The sequence below is a fragment of the Polaribacter sp. 2405UD43-2 genome (genome assembly GCF_058147125.1).
Window position 1 is genome coordinate 475,008 of record NZ_JBYVJX010000001.1, and the last position, 18,054, is coordinate 493,061.

Sequence of the window (18,054 nt, forward strand, 5' to 3'; positions counted from 1 at the left end):
ATCAAAGATACTAAAATAAAAAACTCGTAAAACAAAAATACTTTACGAGTTTTAGTTTATAAAAGGATTAGACTCCTATTTTTATAGGAATAACAAAATTATTGTTTTACTTCCTTTTTATTAATATAATTGAATAAATAATCTACTTCTAATTCTTTTATTTTGCCAAGTTTCTTTAAAGATTCTACTTTTAAATCCTTCTTATTACCAATCACCATTACATTATAAGATTCTCCTTTAATATTTTTATTAAAGAAATCTTTTAAATCTTTCATTGTCATATTTTTAATGGTATTGTACATCTGTTCTCTATGATCATTATCAATCCCTAATTTTTTTAAGCTTTCATAAGACCAAAAAATATTAGATTTTGTAATTCTTTGAGCAGCTAACTTTTTTAAAGTGGCTTCTTTTGCTGCATTAAATTGCTTTTCTGCTTCTGGCATATTGTTCATTAAATTCATCATAGCATCTACAGCTTGCTCTAATTTATTAGCTTGTGTACCCACATACGCCATAACATAATTAGGAGCATCTTTTTTAGAAGCATTACTATAAGATGCAAATGCGGAATATGCTAACGATTTAGATTCTCTAATTTCTTGAAATACTATTGATGATAAACCGCTACCAAAATAGGTGTTGAATAATGATGAAGCAGCCATATTTTCTGCTTTAAAAGGTTCTCCTTTTGCCAAGAACAACATTTCTGTTTGCACCATATCATAATTTGTAAAGAATACATTACCGCCAGTTTCTGTCTCTTTATATTCTTTAGCTTTTGGGTATTCTTTTAAATCGCCATAAATAGTATGATGCTTGTTTAAAGCAGCTACAGCAGCATTTACATCTTTACCATAATAGAAAACTCTTTGCTTATAGTTTTTCATATCTTTTACCAAAGCAACTAATTCTTCTGGGTTAATAGCTTTTAATTCATCTATTTGTAGAATATCTCTTAAAGGTGAATTTTCTCCATATTTTCCATAGTTCATTAAACCGCTCCAAAGAATATTTCCTTTTTGAAGTTTACCATCTTGACGCCCTTTATAAATTTTTTCTACATATTTATCATACGCATCTTTATCAGCTTTAGCATTGTCCCAAAGGTGTTCTAACAATTCTAAGCCTTTTGGTAAATTTTCTTTTAAACCGTTTAAACCTACATAAGTTTTATCTTTATCTGTACTTACATAATATGAAATTCCTAATTTGTAAAATTCCTTTTTCAGTTCTTCTGCAGTGTATTTATCTGTACCAATATATTCTAAATAACCAGCAGCCAAAGTTAATTTTTTGTCTGTATCACTACCCATATCAAAAATGATGTTCATATCAAACAAATCATTTTTTTCGTTTAAAACATAAGAAACTTTTATTCCGTTTTCTGTTTTAGTTTCTTTAATTGCCGTTTTATAATCGACAAATTTTGGTTGTAAAGAAGCTGACTCAATTTTATTAAAGGCTTTCATATATTCAGAACTTTTGCCTCTATTAAGATTTACAGGTGTAATTCCTGGGTTTTCTACTTTTACAATATTTTTATCTTCTCCTTTTCTTTTGTAGGTAATTACATAGTTATTTTGATAAAGTTTGTTTGCAAAATCTACCAATTCTTGTTTTTTAATTTTCTTTAAATCATCTAAAAATTGAATTCTATTTGCCCAATTTTGTCTGTATATAAAAGCATCTACATATTTATTTGCCAAATCCGAATTGTTTTCATACTGACGCGTTTCACTCAACTTTAAATCATTTACAACCGCTTCTATCATCCATTCATCAAACTCTCCTTTTTTTAATTTTTCTATTTGAGCTAATAATAAATCTTTAACCTCATCTAGTGTTTGTCCTGATTTTGGCGAACCTGTGAAAGAGTGATACCCATAATCGTTTAAAAAAGTTGGAGAACAACTAGCTCTTTGCACCAATTGCTTTTGATTTAAGTTTAAATCGATAATACCAGCATTACCATTAGCCATAATCATATCTGCCAAAGTAACGAATTTTTCATCTTCTGTATTTACTCCATTAAATCTATAAGCAATAGAAATAGATTCTGAAGTGGGTCCAAAAACCTCATTTACAACGGGTTCAGTAATTATTTTTTCTTTTGATAAAGTTGGATGTGTTAATTCTTTTCTTTTGAATTTTCCGAAAGTTTCATTAATTTTTTTGATAGTTGACTCAAACTCTAAATCCCCCACCATAACAATTGCCATATTATTTGGCACATAATATTTATCGAAATAATTATGAATATCTACCATTGATGGATTTTTTAAATGTTCTGCTGTACCAATAGTTGTTTGTTGTCCGTAAGGATGATTAGGGAATAAACCATCTAACATTGCAGCATAACGTTTTCTAAAATCGTTATCTTGACCACGATTAAATTCTTCGAAAACAGCTTCTAATTCTGTATGAAATAAACGTAAAACTAGCGTACTAAAACGTTCTGATTCTAATGTAATCCACTTATTAAATTCGTTTGCAGGTATTTTATTTGTATACACCGTTTGCTCGAACCAAGTGTAGGCATTTGTACCTGTGGCACCTAATGATGCTGTCATTTTGTCATACTCATTAGCAATAGAATAATTAGAAGCTTCTAAAGAAACTTTGTCAATTTCTTTATACAATGCTTTCTTTTTTTTTGGATCTTTTTCAGCTCTATGTTTTTCATAAAGTGATGAAATTTTATCTAAATATGTTTTTTCTTTTTCCCAATCTAAAGTACCAATTTTATGCGTTCCTTTAAAAACCATATGTTCTAAATAGTGCGCTAAACCTGTAGATTCTTTTGGGTCGTAATTAGAACCCGCTCTAACAGCAATATATGTTTGTATTTTAGGTTCGTCAGCATTTTGACTTAGATATACTTTTAGTCCGTTATCTAAAGTATATAATCGCAAACCTGTAGGGTCATTTTCTACAGTTTCGTAAGTTAATCCGTTAGTATCTTTTTGAGAACTAACTTTATAACTTTTTTCTTTATTAGTTTTACAGCTAACAGCTGTAACTAATAAGAAACTAATAAATAGTAGTTTAATTTGTTTCATAATATTTAATTTGGGTTGAATAAAAAATCCGTTGAATTTACAAATTCAACGGATTTTAAAAGAATAAATTATTAAAATTTAACTTTATTTTATATTATTGTGTTAAATTTAAAACATTTGCTATCATTTCTCCAATTTTAGCAGGAGAGCTTACAACGTGAACTCCATTTTCTGCTAATATTTTCATTTTTGCTTGTGCAGTATCATCTGCGCCACCAACAATTGCTCCTGCATGACCCATTGTTCTTCCTGCTGGTGCAGTTTGTCCTGCAATAAAACCAACAACAGGTTTTCTATTTCCATCGGCTTTAATCCATTGAGCAGCTTCTGCTTCAAGATTCCCACCTATTTCACCAATCATTACAATTGCTTCTGTTTCATCATCATTCATTAATAATTCTACAGCTTCTTTGGTTGTGGTTCCAATAATTGGATCTCCCCCAATACCAATGGCTGTTGTAATTCCATAACCTTGTTTTACTACTTGATCTGCAGCTTCGTAAGTTAAAGTACCAGACTTAGAAACAATACCTACTCTACCTTTTTTAAAAATAAAACCTGGCATAATACCTACTTTAGCTTCCTCTGGAGTAATTACTCCTGGGCAGTTAGGACCAACAAGCGTACAATCTTTATCATCTATATAAGCTTTTACTTTTACCATATCTGCAGTAGGAATTCCTTCTGTAATACAAATAATTACTTTAATTCCTGCATCTGCAGATTCCATAATGGCATCCGCAGCAAAAGCTGGTGGCACAAAAATAATAGAAGTGTCTGCTCCAACTTTATCTACAGATTCTTTAACGGTATTAAAAACTGGTTTACCTAAGTGTTCTTGACCTCCTTTTCCTGGAGTAACACCGCCTACAACATTAGTTCCGTAATCAATCATTTGACTTGCGTGAAAAGTACCTTCACTACCTGTAAAACCTTGAACAATTATATTTGAATTTTTATTTACTAAAACACTCATTGGTTTAATTTTAAATATTGTTATGCAAAAATAGTTTATTGATTGTTTCTAAAAAAGTATTTTAAGAATTCTTTCTGTCTTTTAAAAAACGTTTTATTTCTGCGAGTTCTTTTAATTTTTCTCTAGATTCTGAAATAGGAGTTCCAAAATATGACTTTCCTCCGGCAACAGATTTTGTAACACCAGTTTGTCCTAAAATTACTGCGCCTTTTCCTATTGTAATTCCGCTGTTTGTACCAACTTGTCCCCAAATTGTTACTTCATCTTCTATAACAACACAACCTGCAATTCCTGTTTGCGATGCAATTAAACATTTTTTACCAATTACTGTATCATGCCCAATATGCACTTGATTGTCAATTTTTGTTCCTGCTCCAATTGTAGTATCACCTGTAACACCTTTATCAATCGTACAAGATGCTCCTAAATCTACATTGTCTTCTAAAACAACTCTTCCGCCAGAAATTAGTTTATCAAAACCTTCTGGTCTGTTTTTGTAGTAAAATGCGTCTGCTCCTAAAACTGTATTTGCGTGAATTGTAACATTGTCTCCAATTATAGTATTATCGTAAACTGTTACGTTTGGATGAATTACACAATTTAATCCAATTTTTACATTGTTACCAATAAAAACATTGGGCTGAATTATAGTGTTTTCTCCAATAATTGCGGTATCAGAAATACTTACTTTTGATGATATAAAAGGATTAAAATATGTAGTTAATTTGTTAAAATCACGAAAAGGATCATCAGAAATTAATAAAGATTTACCTTTAGGGCAATCTACTTTTTTGTTAATTAAGATAGTTGTTGCAGCAGAATTTAAAGCTTTGTCATAATATTTTGGATGATCTACAAAAACAATATCTCCTTTTTCTACAACGTGAATTTCATTGATTCCTAAAATTTCAAAATTTTCATCTCCTACAAAAGTTGTATTAATGATTGATGAAATTTTTTTAAGCGTCTGTGGAATTTTAAATTTCATCAATTTATTTTTTACTTCCGTAAATAATTACTCTAGCAAATAAAACGTGTAAGAATGGAATTTTAGAAAAGAAAACATCTAAGTTATATCCTAATTTATTAATCCAATTATCATAGTTTTTATCACCAAAAATTTTAAGAGATATAAATCCAAAAGCAACACTAAAAAAATCGAAAAAATAATGATCGAACGTAAATTTTTCTTTTATCAGTTTAAAATCTTTACCTACTAAAGCGTGTTCATCTGGCGTTCTTTCTTGTGGATTCATTTTTCTATAAATCTTATATAATGGATTCATATTTAATGGTTCTAGAAAAACAACTTTGCCTCCTGGCTTTAAAACTCTGTGTATATGACCTATTGATTTTTCTATATCTAAATGATGTAAAATTGCACCACCAAAAACAATATCAAAAGAAGCATCATCAAAAGTTAAAGCGTTTGCATCCATTAAATAATGGTTTACAGGAAAACTCTGTTCAGAAGCGTGTTTTTTACCATTTTCTAATTCTACTTCAGAAATATTAATACAAGTTAAATTTTTAGGTTTTGTGTCTTTATTAAACCAAGCTGCCCACGTATAAGAACCAATTTCTAATACGTCTTGCCCATTAAAATCTTGTAGCAGTTTGTTTAAAATTTTCTTCTCTCTTTTGTAAGAATAAAAGAATGCATGTCTTCTTAGCTTTTTAATCTTTGTTCTGTCTAATTTACCTTCATTCCAGTAATCTTTTTCTGTTTGATTAATTTCTTCTCTTGTTCTTGTAGACATCAGAAATTATTCTTTAATACGTTCTTGGTAAGTACCTTTTGTAGTTTCTACCTTAATTTTATCGCCTTCATTTATAAAAAGAGGAACGTTAATTCTTGCTCCTGTTTCTACGGTTGCAGGTTTTGTTGCATTTGTTGCTGTATTACCTTTAACACCTGGCTCTGTATGAGTTACCTCTAAAATAACACTTGCAGGCATATCAACTGAAAGTGGCATATCATCTTCAGAATTAATAATTATTGTTACGATTTCTCCTTCTTTCATTAACTCTGGTACATCTAAAGCTCTTTTTTGTAATTGTATTTGAGAATAGTCTTGTTCATTCATAAAATGATATGTGTCTCCATCATTATATAAATACTGAAATTTATGAGTTTCTACTCTAACATCATCTATTTTTCTACCCGCAGGAAAAGTGTTATCTACTACTTTGCCATTGGTAACACTTTTTAATTTTGTTCTAACAAAAGCAGGACCTTTACCTGGTTTTACATGCAAAAATTCTACTACTTTGTAAATATCGTTATTGTATTTAATACACAATCCGTTTCTAATATCTGATGTTGTTGCCATTTTAATTTTTTAGTTTGTTTTATAATATCCTTTCATTATTCCTCTATGAGAATCTTTTATAAATTGAACTATTTCATCGCGCTCTGGAGTTGCTTCCATTTCTGCTTCTATAATTTCTATTGCTTGAGAGTTATTATAATTTTTTTGAAATAATATTCTATATATATTTTGAATCTCTCTAATTTTATCGGTACTAAAACCACGTCTTCTTAAACCAACTGAATTAATTCCTACATAAGAAAGTGGTTCTCTTGCTGCTTTAACATAAGGAGGAACATCTTTTCTTACCAAAGATCCTCCTGTTACAAAAGCATGTTTACCTACAGATGCAAATTGATGCACAGCAACCATACCTGCCAAAACAACATTATCTCCAATTGTAACATGACCAGCTAATGTAGAATTATTAGAAAATATACAATTATTACCTACAAAAGAGTCATGTGCAATATGGCAATATGCCATAATTAAACAATTATTTCCAATTTTAGTTTTCATTCTATCTGTTGTACCTCTATTGATTGTAACACATTCTCTTATGGTTACATTATCGCCAATTTCTACAGTAGTTTCTTCGTCATCAAACTTTAAATCTTGCGGAATGGCAGAAATAACTGAGCCAGGAAAAATTCTACAATTTTTACCTATTATAGCACCTTCCATTATTGTTACATTAGAACCAATCCATGTTCCAGAACCGATTGTAACATTATTATGAATAGTTGTAAAAGGCTCAATTACTACATTTCTAGCAATTTTTGCTTGAGGATGTACATAAGCTAATGGTTGATTCATAACTATTTAATTTTAGAAATTTGCGCCATTAACTCTGCTTCTGCAACTAATTTACCATTTGCATAGGCATAAGCTTGCATATGACAAATACCTCTTCTAATTGGTGTTATTAATTCACATTTAAAAGTTACTGTATCGCCAGGAAGCACTTTTTGCTTGAATTTTACTTTATCCATCTTCATAAAATAAGTCAGATAATTTTCTGGATCTGATACAGTACTTAAAACCAAAACACCTCCACATTGTGCCATTGCTTCGATTTGAAGAACTCCTGGCATAACTGGTGCTCCTGGAAAATGCCCTACAAAGAAATTTTCATTCATTGTAACATTTTTCATTCCAACAACATGTTTATCAGAAAGTTCTAAAATTCTATCAATTAATAAAAAAGGAGGTCTGTGTGGTAAAATGTCCATAATTTGATGAATATCCATTAAAGGTGTTTCATTTAAATTATATTGTGGTACGTTGTTTCTTTTTTCTTGTTTAATAATTTTAGCGAGCTTTTTTGCAAAAACTGTGTTCACTAAATGTCCGGGTTTATTGGCAATAACTTTTCCTTTAATTCTAGTACCAACTAAAGCTAAATCGCCAATTACATCTAACAATTTATGTCTTGCAGCTTCATTAGCCCAATGTAAATTTAGATTATCTAAAATTCCGTTTGGTTTTATAGAAATATTATCTTTGTTAAAAGCTTTTTTAAGCTTTTCCATAGTGCTTTCAGAAAGTTCTTTGTCTACATAAACAATAGCGTTGTTTAAATCCCCGCCTTTAATTAAGTCGTTTTCTAACAACATTTCTATTTCGTGTAAAAAACTAAAAGTTCTGGCTGCTGCAATTTCTTCTTTAAAGTCTGAAATCTTTTCTAGGTTTGCATTTTGTGTACCTAAAATCTTTGTACCAAAATCTACCATTGCTGTTACTTGGTATTCATCTGAAGGCATTAAAATAATTTCGCTCCCTGTAATTTCATCTTTATAAGAAATAATTTCTTTTACAACATATTCCTCAATATCTGCATCTTGTTCTTTGATTCCTGCTTTTTCTAAAGCATCAACAAAATATTTTGAAGATCCATCCATAATTGGAGGTTCAGAAGCATCAATTTCTATTAATAAATTATCTATATCTAAACCAACTGCCGCTGCTAAAACGTGCTCAGAAGTTTGAATTTGAACGCCATTTTTTTCTAAATTTGTACCTCTTTGGGTATTAACAACAAACTCTGCTTTGGCTTCTATAGTAGGATGCCCTTCTAAATCTACTCTACTAAATGCATAACCATGATTTACTGGAGCAGGTTTTAATGTCATATTTACAGTATTACCTGTATGTATTCCAACACCAGATAAACTTACTTCTTTTTGTATTGTTTTTTGTTTCTTACTCATTTATTGTTGATTTTTGAGTCTTCAACTCTTTTTCTAAATTATTTAATTTGGATGCTATTTTAGGTAGGTTTTTAAAATAAACATAACTTTTATTAAAATCTTGTGCTTTAAATGCAGGAGTTCCGTTTACAATTTCATCATTTTTTAAATTTTTGGAGATACCAGCTTGTGCTAAAATTTTTACATTATTGCCTATTTTTAAATGCCCAGCAATACCAACTTGCCCACCAATCATACAATTTTCTCCTATTTTAGTAGAACCTGCAATACCTGTTTGGGCTGCAATAACAGTATTTTTACCTATTTCTACATTGTGTGCAATCTGAATTTGATTGTCTAGTTTTACTCCTTTTCTTATAATGGTTGCTCCTAAAGTTGCTCTATCTATTGTTGATGCTGAACCGATGTCTACATTATCTTCTATAATTACATTCCCAATTTGAGGAATTGCTTTGTACTCTCCTTTTTCATCAGGTGCAAACCCAAAACCATCAGAACCAATAATAGCACCCGAATGAATTTTACAGTTGTTACCTATTTGTGATTCCGAATAAATTTTTACTCCAGAAAAAATGATACAATTATTACCGATAACAGTATTATCACCTATGTAAGAATTAGGATAAATTTTTACATTTTCTCCAATAATTACATTTTCACCTATATAAGAAAATGATCCTAGGTAAATATTATGACCAATTTTGGCAGATTCAGCAATAAAACTGGGGTGTTCTATACCTGTTTTATTATTCTTTACTTGGTTATAAAACTCTAATAATTTTGAAAAAGATTTATAGGCATTTTCTACTTTTATGAGTGTTGTAGAAATCTCTTTTTCTGGCTCAAAAGTTTTATTTACAATAGCTATAGATGCGTTTGTATTGTATATATAAGGATTATATTTAGGGTTTGATAAAAAGGTTAAAGATCCTTCTTCTCCTTCTTCAATTTTTGATAGTTTAGACACTTTTTCTTCTGGATTACCTACTACTTCACCTTCTAAAATGTCTGCTATTTGTTGTGCTGTAAATTTCATTAATTGCAAAAATATAAAATTTATAATGATTTGGCTAATCTCATTTTACTTTGGATAACAAATAAAGTGTTTTACAACAGGATTTGTAAGTGCCTGTAAATTTAATTGATCTGAAGCTTTTGCAATATCTTCTATAGTACCTAATTTATTTAAAATAAAAATGGGTTTATCTGAATTATAAGCCTGATTTTTTATACTATCTTTAAAAACAAAATATCTACTTTCATTATTATCTAATCCTAAGTTTTTAGAAACTTCTTGTAATTTATTCTTATAATAATTATCTACAATCTTATTTTGTTGAATTTCTATTCTAAACAATTCTCTATTTACAATCATTTTAGACAACTTAGATAATACTTTATCTGAATGATTTGCCCATTCTTTTATAGATTGCAAAACATCATAATCATCTAACTTAGAGAACATTTCTAAAGTTTTATTACTAAAATTAGTTTCGTTAATTTGATTGTACAAAAAGTATTTTAATGCTGTACTTGCAAATAGTTCTACTCCTTTTTCTGCTAATTCTTTAGCTCTTTTTAAAACATGAACCAACATATTTTCTGCAACCAAACCCGTTTTATGCAAATACACTTGCCAATACATTAATCTTCTAGCAATTAAGAATTTTTCTACTGAATAAATTCCTTTTTGTTCAATAACCAATTCATCATTTTTAACATTCATCATTGCAATTAATCTGTCTGATGAAATATTGCCTTCTGTAACTCCTGTATAAAAACTATCTCTTCTTAAATAATCTAATCTATCTATATCTAACTGACTAGAAATGAGTTGACATAAAAATTTACGATGATATTTTCCTTCAAAGACTTGTATTGCTAAGTCTAATTTACCACTAAACTCTGTGTTTAGCTTTTTCATAAACTTTAAAGAGATTTCTTCATGCGAAATTCCGTTTACAATACTATGTTCTAATGCGTGCGAAAAAGCACCATGACCAATATCATGCAATAAAATTGCCAAATAAAGTGCGTTTTCTTCATCATCAGAAATATCAACTTGTTTAAAACGTAGCACTCTTACAGCTTTTTGCATTAAATGAATACAACCAATTGCGTGATGAAAACGCGTGTGATTTGCCCCAGGATACACCAAATTAGAAAAACCCATTTGTGTAATTCTTCTTAATCGCTGAAAATAAGGATGTTCTATAATATCAAAAATTAAAGAATTAGGAATTTGTATAAATCCGTAAATTGGATCGTTTAAAATTTTAAGTTTATTGGCTTGCTTGTTCTTCAAAAGAGTACATTTTATCAATCTATTGCAAAATACGACTTAATGATATGATTTCGCAAATTTTTAGTTCAGAGAATTAGCCTATTAAAACAATCAGTAAAAAAGCCAAGTTCTTTATAATAAATACCAAATAGATTTTGGCAATATTTTATCATTTTTAAAAGCAAAAAGGCATAACATTTGGTTACTTTTAACGTTAAAAGTAAAAATTAAAAACAGATGAACAATATACAAATTTTATGGGTTGATGATGAAATAGAATTATTAAAACCTCACATTCTTTTTCTTGAACGCAAAAATTACAAAGTAACTACTTGTACAAATGGAGCGGATGCTATTGACTTAGTTGAAAATGAAAATTTTGATATTGTTTTTTTAGATGAAAATATGCCCGGTTTAACAGGTTTAGAAACGCTTTCTGAAATAAAACAAAAAAAGGCAAACTTACCTGTGGTAATGATTACAAAAAGTGAAGAAGAATATATTATGGAAGAAGCTATTGGCGCTAAAATTGCAGATTATTTAATAAAACCTGTAAACCCGAGTCAGATATTATTGAGCTTAAAAAAGAACTTAGATAAATCGCGTTTAGTTTCTGAAAAAACAACTTCTAGTTATCAACAAGAATTTAGAAAAATAGCGATGGATTTAGCAATGGTAAATTCTTACCAAGATTGGATTGAACTCTATAAAAAACTCATTCACTGGGAATTACAACTAGAAAACATTAGCGATTCTGGAATGCTAGGCATTTTAGAAAGTCAGAAACAAGAAGCCAATAGTCAGTTTTTTAAGTTCATAAAAAAGAATTACGAAGATTTTTTAACTTCTAATAACAAACCTACTTTTTCTCATACATTATTTAAAGATTATGTGGTTCCTGAACTGAGTAAAGACCAAGGTGTTTTATGGATTGTGATTGATAATTTACGTTATGATCAGTACAGAATTTTAGAACCATTTATTAATAATCATTATAAAAAAGAAGAAGAATACACCTACTTTTCTATTCTACCAACAGCTACTCAATATGCAAGAAATGCAATTTTTTCTGGATTAATGCCTTCTGAAATGGAAAAACGTCATCCCAATTTTTGGAAAAATGATACTGATGAAGGCGGAATGAATTTGTTCGAAAACGAATTTTTATCTGCACAAATAAAACGTTTAGGATTAGATATTAAACACGAATATTATAAAATATCATCTTTAAAAAATGGTAAAGAATTAGCAGATAATTACAACGGAACAAAACAGAACGATTTAACTGCAGTTGTTTATAATTTTGTTGATATTCTTTCGCATTCTAAAACAGAAATGGAAGTAATTAAAGAATTGGCTGGAGATGATAAAGCTTACAGAAGTTTAACGTTGAGTTGGTTTAAGAATTCACCATTATTTGAAATTATACAAAAAGCACAGCAATTAGGTCAGAAATTAATTATTACAACCGATCATGGAACGATTAATTGTAAGCATCCTACAAAGGTTATTGGCGATAAAAACATCAGCTCTAACTTGCGTTATAAAACAGGTAGAAGTTTGTCTTATCAAGAAAAAGATGTCTATGCAGTTCGTAATCCGAAAGACATATTTTTGCCTACAATAGCTATGAATAGTCCATTTATTTTTGCAAAAGAAGATTTGTTTTTTGCTTATCCTAACAATTTTAATCACTTTGTAAATTACTATAAAAACACCTATCAACATGGAGGTATTTCTTTAGAAGAAATAATTATTCCTTGTGCGGTTTATAGCCCGAAGTAAAGCCCATCCTATCCTTCCCAAAGGGAAGGAACACATACTCAAAAAAACGCTATTTTCTTTGTAACTATGTGGTCAATTTTTTAAAATCAATATATGAAAGTTTTATTGCTACCTTTTTTTCTTTTTCTAAATTTAGCTTGTTCTCAAACAAAACAAGAAGTAAAAGAAGTACAACAAATACAGATTGAAGATAAATTATCAAACGCTGCTTTAGAGTTAACCAAAGATAAAGTTGTTTACGACCCAAGTTATTTTTCTATTGGTTATCCAAATGGAGATGTTCCAAAAGACAAAGGTGTTTGTACAGATGTTGTTATTAGAGCGTACAGAAAATTAGGAATTGATTTACAAAAAGATGTTCATTTGGATATGAAATCTAATTTTAAGATTTATCCTAAAATCTGGGGATTAAACTCTACTGATAAAAATATAGACCACAGAAGAGTTCCTAATTTAATGACTTTTTTCAGCAGAAAAGGAACTGTTAAACCCATTACTAAAAACCCAAAAGATTATATTCCTGGCGATATTGTTTGTTGGAATCTAGGTGGAGCAACAACTCATATAGGTATAGTTGTTAACAAAAAATCTAGTGATAAAAAACGATTTCTAATCGTTCATAATATTGGTGCGGGTCAAGTATTAGAAGATTGCTTGTTTTCGTTTAAAATTATTGGGCATTATCGATATAGAAATTAAATTCTTATCTATTTTTGTAATATGAATAAAAACTATTCTCTAAAAGATTTAGCTAAAGTAGCTAATGCAATTATTTCATCCGTAGAAAACAAAACTTTATTGTTTTACGGACAAATGGGAGTTGGAAAAACAACTTTGATAAAAGAGATTTGCAAAGAATTAGGCGTTTTAGATAACATCTCCTCTCCTACTTTTTCGTTGGTAAATGAATATCAAACTGCATCAAAAGAAAAAGTTTTTCATTTCGATTTTTATAGAATTGAAAACGAAGAAGAAGCTTTAGATATGGGAATTGAAGAATATTTTTACAATAACAATTGGTGTTTAATAGAATGGCCAGAAAACATAGAAAATTTACTACCTTTAGATGCTGTTCAAATTCATTTAACTATTTTAGATGACGGACAACGCAGTATTCAACTAAAATAATTAGATTTTTATGAGTTCATTTTCTCCCTTCAGTAAAGAAGAATTACTTCCGCAAGAAGAAATGCTAGAAATTAAAAAACAAAAAGGAGAACTATTTATTGGCTTACCCAAAGAAACCTATTTAGGCGAAAAACGTGTTTGTTTAACACCAGATGCAGTTTCAGCTTTGTGTACGCACGGACACAGAATCGTTTTAGAAACTGGCGCAGGAGAAAATGCCAATTATTCTGATAAAGAATATTCTGAAGCAGGAGCAAAAATTTCTTACGATGTAAAAGAAGCTTTTAAATGTAATATTGTTTTAAAAGTGGCACCTCCTACCGAAAAAGAAATTGAATATATGAATCCACAAACGGTTTTAATTTCTTCTTTACAGTTAAAAACTCAAAATAAAAAATACTTTGAAAGTTTGGCAAAAAAACGAATTACTGCTGTTGCTTTCGATTATATAAAAGACGATCACAACACGTATCCTATTGTAAAATCGTTAAGTGAAATTGCAGGAACTGCCTCTGTATTAATAGCCGCAGAATTAATGAGCGGAATTAATAAAGGAAATGGTTTATTGTTAGGAAATATTGGCGGAGTTCCACCAAGTAGTGTTGTTATTTTTGGCGCAGGAACTGTGGGCGAATATGCCGCAAGAACTGCTTTAGGCTTAGGCGCAAGAGTTAAAGTTTTCGATAATTCTATTAGTAAATTAAGAAAACTACAGCATTCTTTAAACGCGCCAATTTATACTTCTACTTTACAACCAAAATCCGTAGCAAAAGCTTTAATGCGTAGTGATGTTGCAATTGGGGCTTTAAGAGGTAAAAATAGATCTCCTATTGTGGCAACAGAAAGTATGATTGAGACAATGAAAGAAGGAGCTGTTATTATTGATGTTAGTATAGATAGAGGGGGTTGTTTCGAAACTTCGAATGTTACCACTCATAAAACACCAACTTTTGTAAAACACGGTGTTGTACATTATTGTGTACCTAACATTCCTGCACGCTATGCTAGAACTGCTTCTTTGTCTATCAGTAATATTTTTACACCTTATTTATTAAATATTGCTGATGAAGGCGGATTTGAAAATGCTGCGCGTTTTGATAAAAGCCTTAGAAACGGTATGTATTTTTACCACGGAATTCTTACCAACAAAACCGTTGCTAATTGGTTTGATTTGCCTTTTAGAGATATTAATTTGTTGATATTATAATGTACTGTCAGTTCGAGCGCAGTCGAGAACTATTTATCAAATAATCTCTAAAAACTTACTTTTAAAATCTTAAATTTGCACTTCAAAATTCAACAATGTTACTAAAACGAATTGGCTATTATTTAGTAGGTTTATCAATAGGTTCTGTTGCTGTATATTTCTTTTGGCAAAAAAAAGAAGCAACTTTTGATTATGGAATGGATGCTAGAACGCTAAAAACCATCAGAATTAGAAAAAGACTTTTTTCTGATGAAGCTAAGTATGCTATGAAAAAATACAACATAGATACACTTAAAATTTCTACAATTTTATACAATGGCGATGTTGATTTTGGCAAAGGAAAACCAAGACAAAAACCTTGCGCAGAATATTACATCACAGGAAAAAAAGAATTAGAAAACGTAAGTTTGTATGTAAAACGTTGTGATTCTACTGCTACTATTGAGAAAGTTATTGTTGAATAAAAGAGTAATTAATATTAAAAAGTTTATAAAACGATGAAAAAAAAGATATTTATTGAGATAATCGTTTTAAGTTTTTTAATTACAGGTTGTAAACAAAAAATAATTCTGAATTTGATTATGGTCCTGAAGCTAGAACGCTAAAAACCATCAGAATTAGAAAAAGACTTTTTTCTGATGAAGCTAAGTATGCTATGAAAAAATACAACATAGATACACTTAAAATTTCTACAATTTTATACAATGGCGATGTTGATTTTGGCAAAGGAAAACCAAGACAAAAACCTTGCGCAGAATATTACATCATAGGAAAAAAAGAATTAGAAAAGGTAAGTTTATTGGTAAAACGTTGCGATTCTACTGCTACTATTGAGAAAGTTATTGTTGAGTAATTATTTAAATCTACTTGTCATTCCCGTGAAAACGGGAATCCATAATTGGTAAATTAATATTTTAAAAGTATTTGTAGATTCCCGTTTTCACGGGAATGACAAAGAAATTAACAATTTCGATATTTATCTAGTAAACCTATTTTATTTAAAATCATAGGAATAATTTTTTCTAATCTTGTTTGTTTGGTAACTTCTCTTTTTGCTGATGAAATATACTCACAAAATTCTCTTTGTTTGGATAAAGTGAACTCATTAAACTTTAATTTTAACTTTTCGTTTTTAGAAAAAGCAACTTTTAATTCCTCAGGAATTGCAACAGGTTTTGTGTTTCTTTGAGGTTTTATTTCTAAACCCGCTTCAGAATTTGCCATTGCTTCTAAAACGTATTGTTTTAACAAATTAACATCAATTTCTTCGATAGAAAGAAATCTCATTTGGCGCATTCCTTTGGTTTTGTCTTTTTGTGCGTTAGTTAAAATATTGGCTTCATCCTTTAAAAAACATCCGTGATGAAACCAAATTCCACAATAATTTTTAAATGCTGACAAACCTAAAATGTTTTTCTTTTTGTAGATATAGGCAGGAATTCCCCATTTAATATCTTCTTCTAAAGAAAGTGCTAACAAAACTGAACGAATTTTTTCAAGTTCTTTTTGCCATTTATTTTGAGAAGCAATATAATTGGTAACTTTTGGATTCATTATTTTATATTTTTATAATAATGTTCTTCTATTTTTGGATGGCTTTTTAGTTGAGAAACAAATTCTATGTAAAAATCATCCAAAAAATTACATAAAATTCAGTAACTTCATTTCTAAGTATTATAAGTGTTTTTATTATGCATTATTCACGTTATTTAGTATAATTCACTTTTACTAATTTTTTTTCAGTATTTAAGAAGACAACATAAATAACAGTTGTAAGTTATTATTTTTTGGATTGTTGTTTTCTACTAAAAAAAGTATTTAAAAAACCAAACTATATCATTGCAGCAGCAATTTTTTTATAGGTGCCATTTTCTAGGTTTTCTCTGATTGCAGAAAATGCTGTAATAGTTTCGTCTATATCTTCTTGTGTATGTGTAGCTGTAGGTATTAATCTTAAAATAATTAATCCTTTAGGTATTACAGGATACACTACAATAGAACAGAAGATTCCGTGGTTTTCACGTAAATCATTTACCATTGCCATAGCTTCTGGTATATCGCCTTTAAGGTAAACAGGAGTTATACAGGTTTGTGTTGTGCCCAAATCGAAACCAGCATTACGCAAACCAGATTGTAAAGCATTGGTGTTTTGCCATAATTTATCTTTTAATTCTGGCATTGTTCTAATCATATCTAAACGCTTTAGAGCTCCTTTTACCATTGCCATTGGTAAAGATTTTGCAAACATTTGAGAACGCATATTGTATTGTAAAAACTGTACAATATCTTTATCGCCAGCAAAGAAAGCTCCAATACCAGCCATAGATTTTGCAAAGGTTGCAAAATAAACATCTATTTTATCTTGTACTCCTTGTTCAAAACCTGTTCCTCTTCCTCCTTCTCCTAGAGTTCCAAATCCGTGAGCATCATCTACTAGCAAACGGAAATTGTATTTTTCTTTTAAATCACAAATTTCTTTTAAACGCCCTTGTTCTCCACGCATTCCAAAAACACCTTCAGAGATAGCAAGAATTCCGCCACCTGTTTTTTTGGCTAACTTAACAGCACGTTTCATATTTTTTTCGAAACTTTCGATATCATTGTGTTTATAAACAAAACGTTTACCTGGATGCAAACGAACTCCGTCTATAATACAAGCATGTGTATCTACATCGTACACAATAATATCGTCTTTAGACACCAAAGCATCTATGGCTGAAACCATACCTTGATAACCAAAATTAACTAAATATGCAGCTTCTTTATCTACAAATTCTGCACATTCTCTTTCTAATTGTTCATGATAAGAAGTGTGCCCAGACATCATTCTAGCTCCCATTGGATAAGCCATTCCGTACTCTTGTGCTGCTGCTCCATCAACTTTTAAAACTTCAGGATGATTTGCCAATCCTAAATAATCATTAATACTCCAAGTGACTACTTTTTTACCGTTAAAAGACATTCTGTTAGAAATTGGTCCTTCTAATTTAGGAAATACATAGTAGCCTTCTGCTTTTTCTGCCCAGTTGCCTAAAGGTCCTTTATCAGCTTTTATTCTTTCAAATAAATCTTTCGTCATATTCTTTGTTT

Annotated in this window: 17 protein-coding genes; 6 read left to right on the forward strand and 11 right to left on the reverse strand. The window is 29.8% G+C overall.

What is annotated here, in order from left to right:
• Nucleotides 1-98: 98 nt before the first annotated feature.
• The 9 genes from ACY2RX_RS02385 to ACY2RX_RS02425 all read right to left on the reverse strand — a co-directional run bounded on the left by ACY2RX_RS02385 (nt 99) and on the right by ACY2RX_RS02425 (nt 10,865).
• Entirely contained in the window at nt 99-3,062 is a 2,964-nt protein-coding gene (locus tag ACY2RX_RS02385) for a M16 family metallopeptidase (protein WP_490102349.1), read from the reverse strand.
• A gap of 94 nt (nt 3,063-3,156) precedes the next feature.
• Nucleotides 3,157-4,038: a succinate--CoA ligase subunit alpha gene (sucD, locus tag ACY2RX_RS02390; protein ID WP_490102350.1), complete on the reverse strand. Its 882-nt coding sequence runs from the start codon at nt 4,036-4,038 to the stop codon at nt 3,157-3,159.
• Nucleotides 4,039-4,099: 61 nt separating this feature from the next.
• Entirely contained in the window at nt 4,100-5,026 is a 927-nt protein-coding gene (locus ACY2RX_RS02395; protein WP_490102351.1) for a UDP-3-O-(3-hydroxymyristoyl)glucosamine N-acyltransferase, read from the reverse strand.
• Nucleotides 5,027-5,030: 4 nt separating this feature from the next.
• Nucleotides 5,031-5,798: a class I SAM-dependent methyltransferase gene (locus ACY2RX_RS02400; protein ID WP_490102352.1), complete on the reverse strand. Its 768-nt coding sequence runs from the start codon at nt 5,796-5,798 to the stop codon at nt 5,031-5,033.
• Between the two features lie 6 nt (nt 5,799-5,804).
• Nucleotides 5,805-6,371, reverse strand: coding sequence for an elongation factor P (efp, locus tag ACY2RX_RS02405; protein WP_490102353.1), 567 nt, complete (start codon nt 6,369-6,371; stop codon nt 5,805-5,807).
• A 9-nt stretch (nt 6,372-6,380) separates the two neighbouring features.
• Nucleotides 6,381-7,166 carry an acyl-ACP--UDP-N-acetylglucosamine O-acyltransferase gene (gene lpxA, locus ACY2RX_RS02410; protein WP_490102354.1) on the reverse strand — a complete coding sequence of 262 codons (786 nt, stop codon included), beginning with the start codon at nt 7,164-7,166 and terminating at the stop codon, nt 6,381-6,383.
• 2 nt (nt 7,167-7,168) lie between these two features.
• Entirely contained in the window at nt 7,169-8,560 is a 1,392-nt protein-coding gene (locus tag ACY2RX_RS02415) for a bifunctional UDP-3-O-[3-hydroxymyristoyl] N-acetylglucosamine deacetylase/3-hydroxyacyl-ACP dehydratase (RefSeq protein ID WP_490102355.1), read from the reverse strand.
• Nucleotides 8,553-9,596: a UDP-3-O-(3-hydroxymyristoyl)glucosamine N-acyltransferase gene (gene lpxD, locus ACY2RX_RS02420; RefSeq protein WP_490102356.1), complete on the reverse strand. Its 1,044-nt coding sequence runs from the start codon at nt 9,594-9,596 to the stop codon at nt 8,553-8,555. The genes ACY2RX_RS02415 and lpxD overlap by 8 nt, the downstream gene beginning before the upstream one ends.
• A 45-nt stretch (nt 9,597-9,641) precedes the next feature.
• Nucleotides 9,642-10,865, reverse strand: coding sequence for an HD domain-containing protein (locus ACY2RX_RS02425; protein ID WP_490102357.1), 1,224 nt, complete (start codon nt 10,863-10,865; stop codon nt 9,642-9,644).
• A gap of 216 nt (nt 10,866-11,081) precedes the next feature.
• On the opposite strand from ACY2RX_RS02425, the gene porX reads away from it, so the two are divergent.
• From porX to ACY2RX_RS02455, 6 genes are all read left to right on the forward strand, one after another.
• The gene (porX, locus tag ACY2RX_RS02430) at nt 11,082-12,629 is read left to right on the forward strand and encodes a T9SS response regulator signal transducer PorX (protein WP_490102358.1); all 1,548 of its coding nucleotides are present in this window, start codon (nt 11,082-11,084) and stop codon (nt 12,627-12,629) included.
• A 93-nt stretch (nt 12,630-12,722) separates the two neighbouring features.
• The gene (locus ACY2RX_RS02435) at nt 12,723-13,328 is read left to right on the forward strand and encodes a DUF1287 domain-containing protein (RefSeq protein WP_490102359.1); all 606 of its coding nucleotides are present in this window, start codon (nt 12,723-12,725) and stop codon (nt 13,326-13,328) included.
• A 21-nt stretch (nt 13,329-13,349) separates the two neighbouring features.
• The gene (gene tsaE / locus ACY2RX_RS02440) at nt 13,350-13,757 is read left to right on the forward strand and encodes a tRNA (adenosine(37)-N6)-threonylcarbamoyltransferase complex ATPase subunit type 1 TsaE (RefSeq protein ID WP_490102360.1); all 408 of its coding nucleotides are present in this window, start codon (nt 13,350-13,352) and stop codon (nt 13,755-13,757) included.
• Between the two features lie 10 nt (nt 13,758-13,767).
• Nucleotides 13,768-14,964, forward strand: a complete 1,197-nt coding sequence (locus tag ACY2RX_RS02445) for an alanine dehydrogenase (RefSeq protein WP_490102361.1) — start codon at nt 13,768-13,770, stop codon at nt 14,962-14,964.
• A 95-nt stretch (nt 14,965-15,059) separates the two neighbouring features.
• Nucleotides 15,060-15,428, forward strand: a complete 369-nt coding sequence (locus tag ACY2RX_RS02450; RefSeq protein WP_490102362.1) for a DUF4258 domain-containing protein — start codon at nt 15,060-15,062, stop codon at nt 15,426-15,428.
• 152 nt (nt 15,429-15,580) lie between these two features.
• Nucleotides 15,581-15,817 (forward strand): DUF4258 domain-containing protein, encoded by a 237-nt coding sequence (locus tag ACY2RX_RS02455; RefSeq protein WP_490102524.1) that lies wholly within the window; start codon nt 15,581-15,583, stop codon nt 15,815-15,817.
• 107 nt (nt 15,818-15,924) lie between these two features.
• Here the strand turns inward: ACY2RX_RS02455 and ACY2RX_RS02460 are convergent, their stop codons facing one another.
• Nucleotides 15,925-16,518, reverse strand: coding sequence for a YdeI/OmpD-associated family protein (locus ACY2RX_RS02460; RefSeq protein WP_490102363.1), 594 nt, complete (start codon nt 16,516-16,518; stop codon nt 15,925-15,927).
• 277 nt (nt 16,519-16,795) lie between these two features.
• The gene (gene capB / locus ACY2RX_RS02465; RefSeq protein ID WP_490102364.1) at nt 16,796-18,043 is read right to left on the reverse strand and encodes a cysteate-C-fatty acyltransferase; all 1,248 of its coding nucleotides are present in this window, start codon (nt 18,041-18,043) and stop codon (nt 16,796-16,798) included.
• Nucleotides 18,044-18,054: the final 11 nt, after the last annotated feature.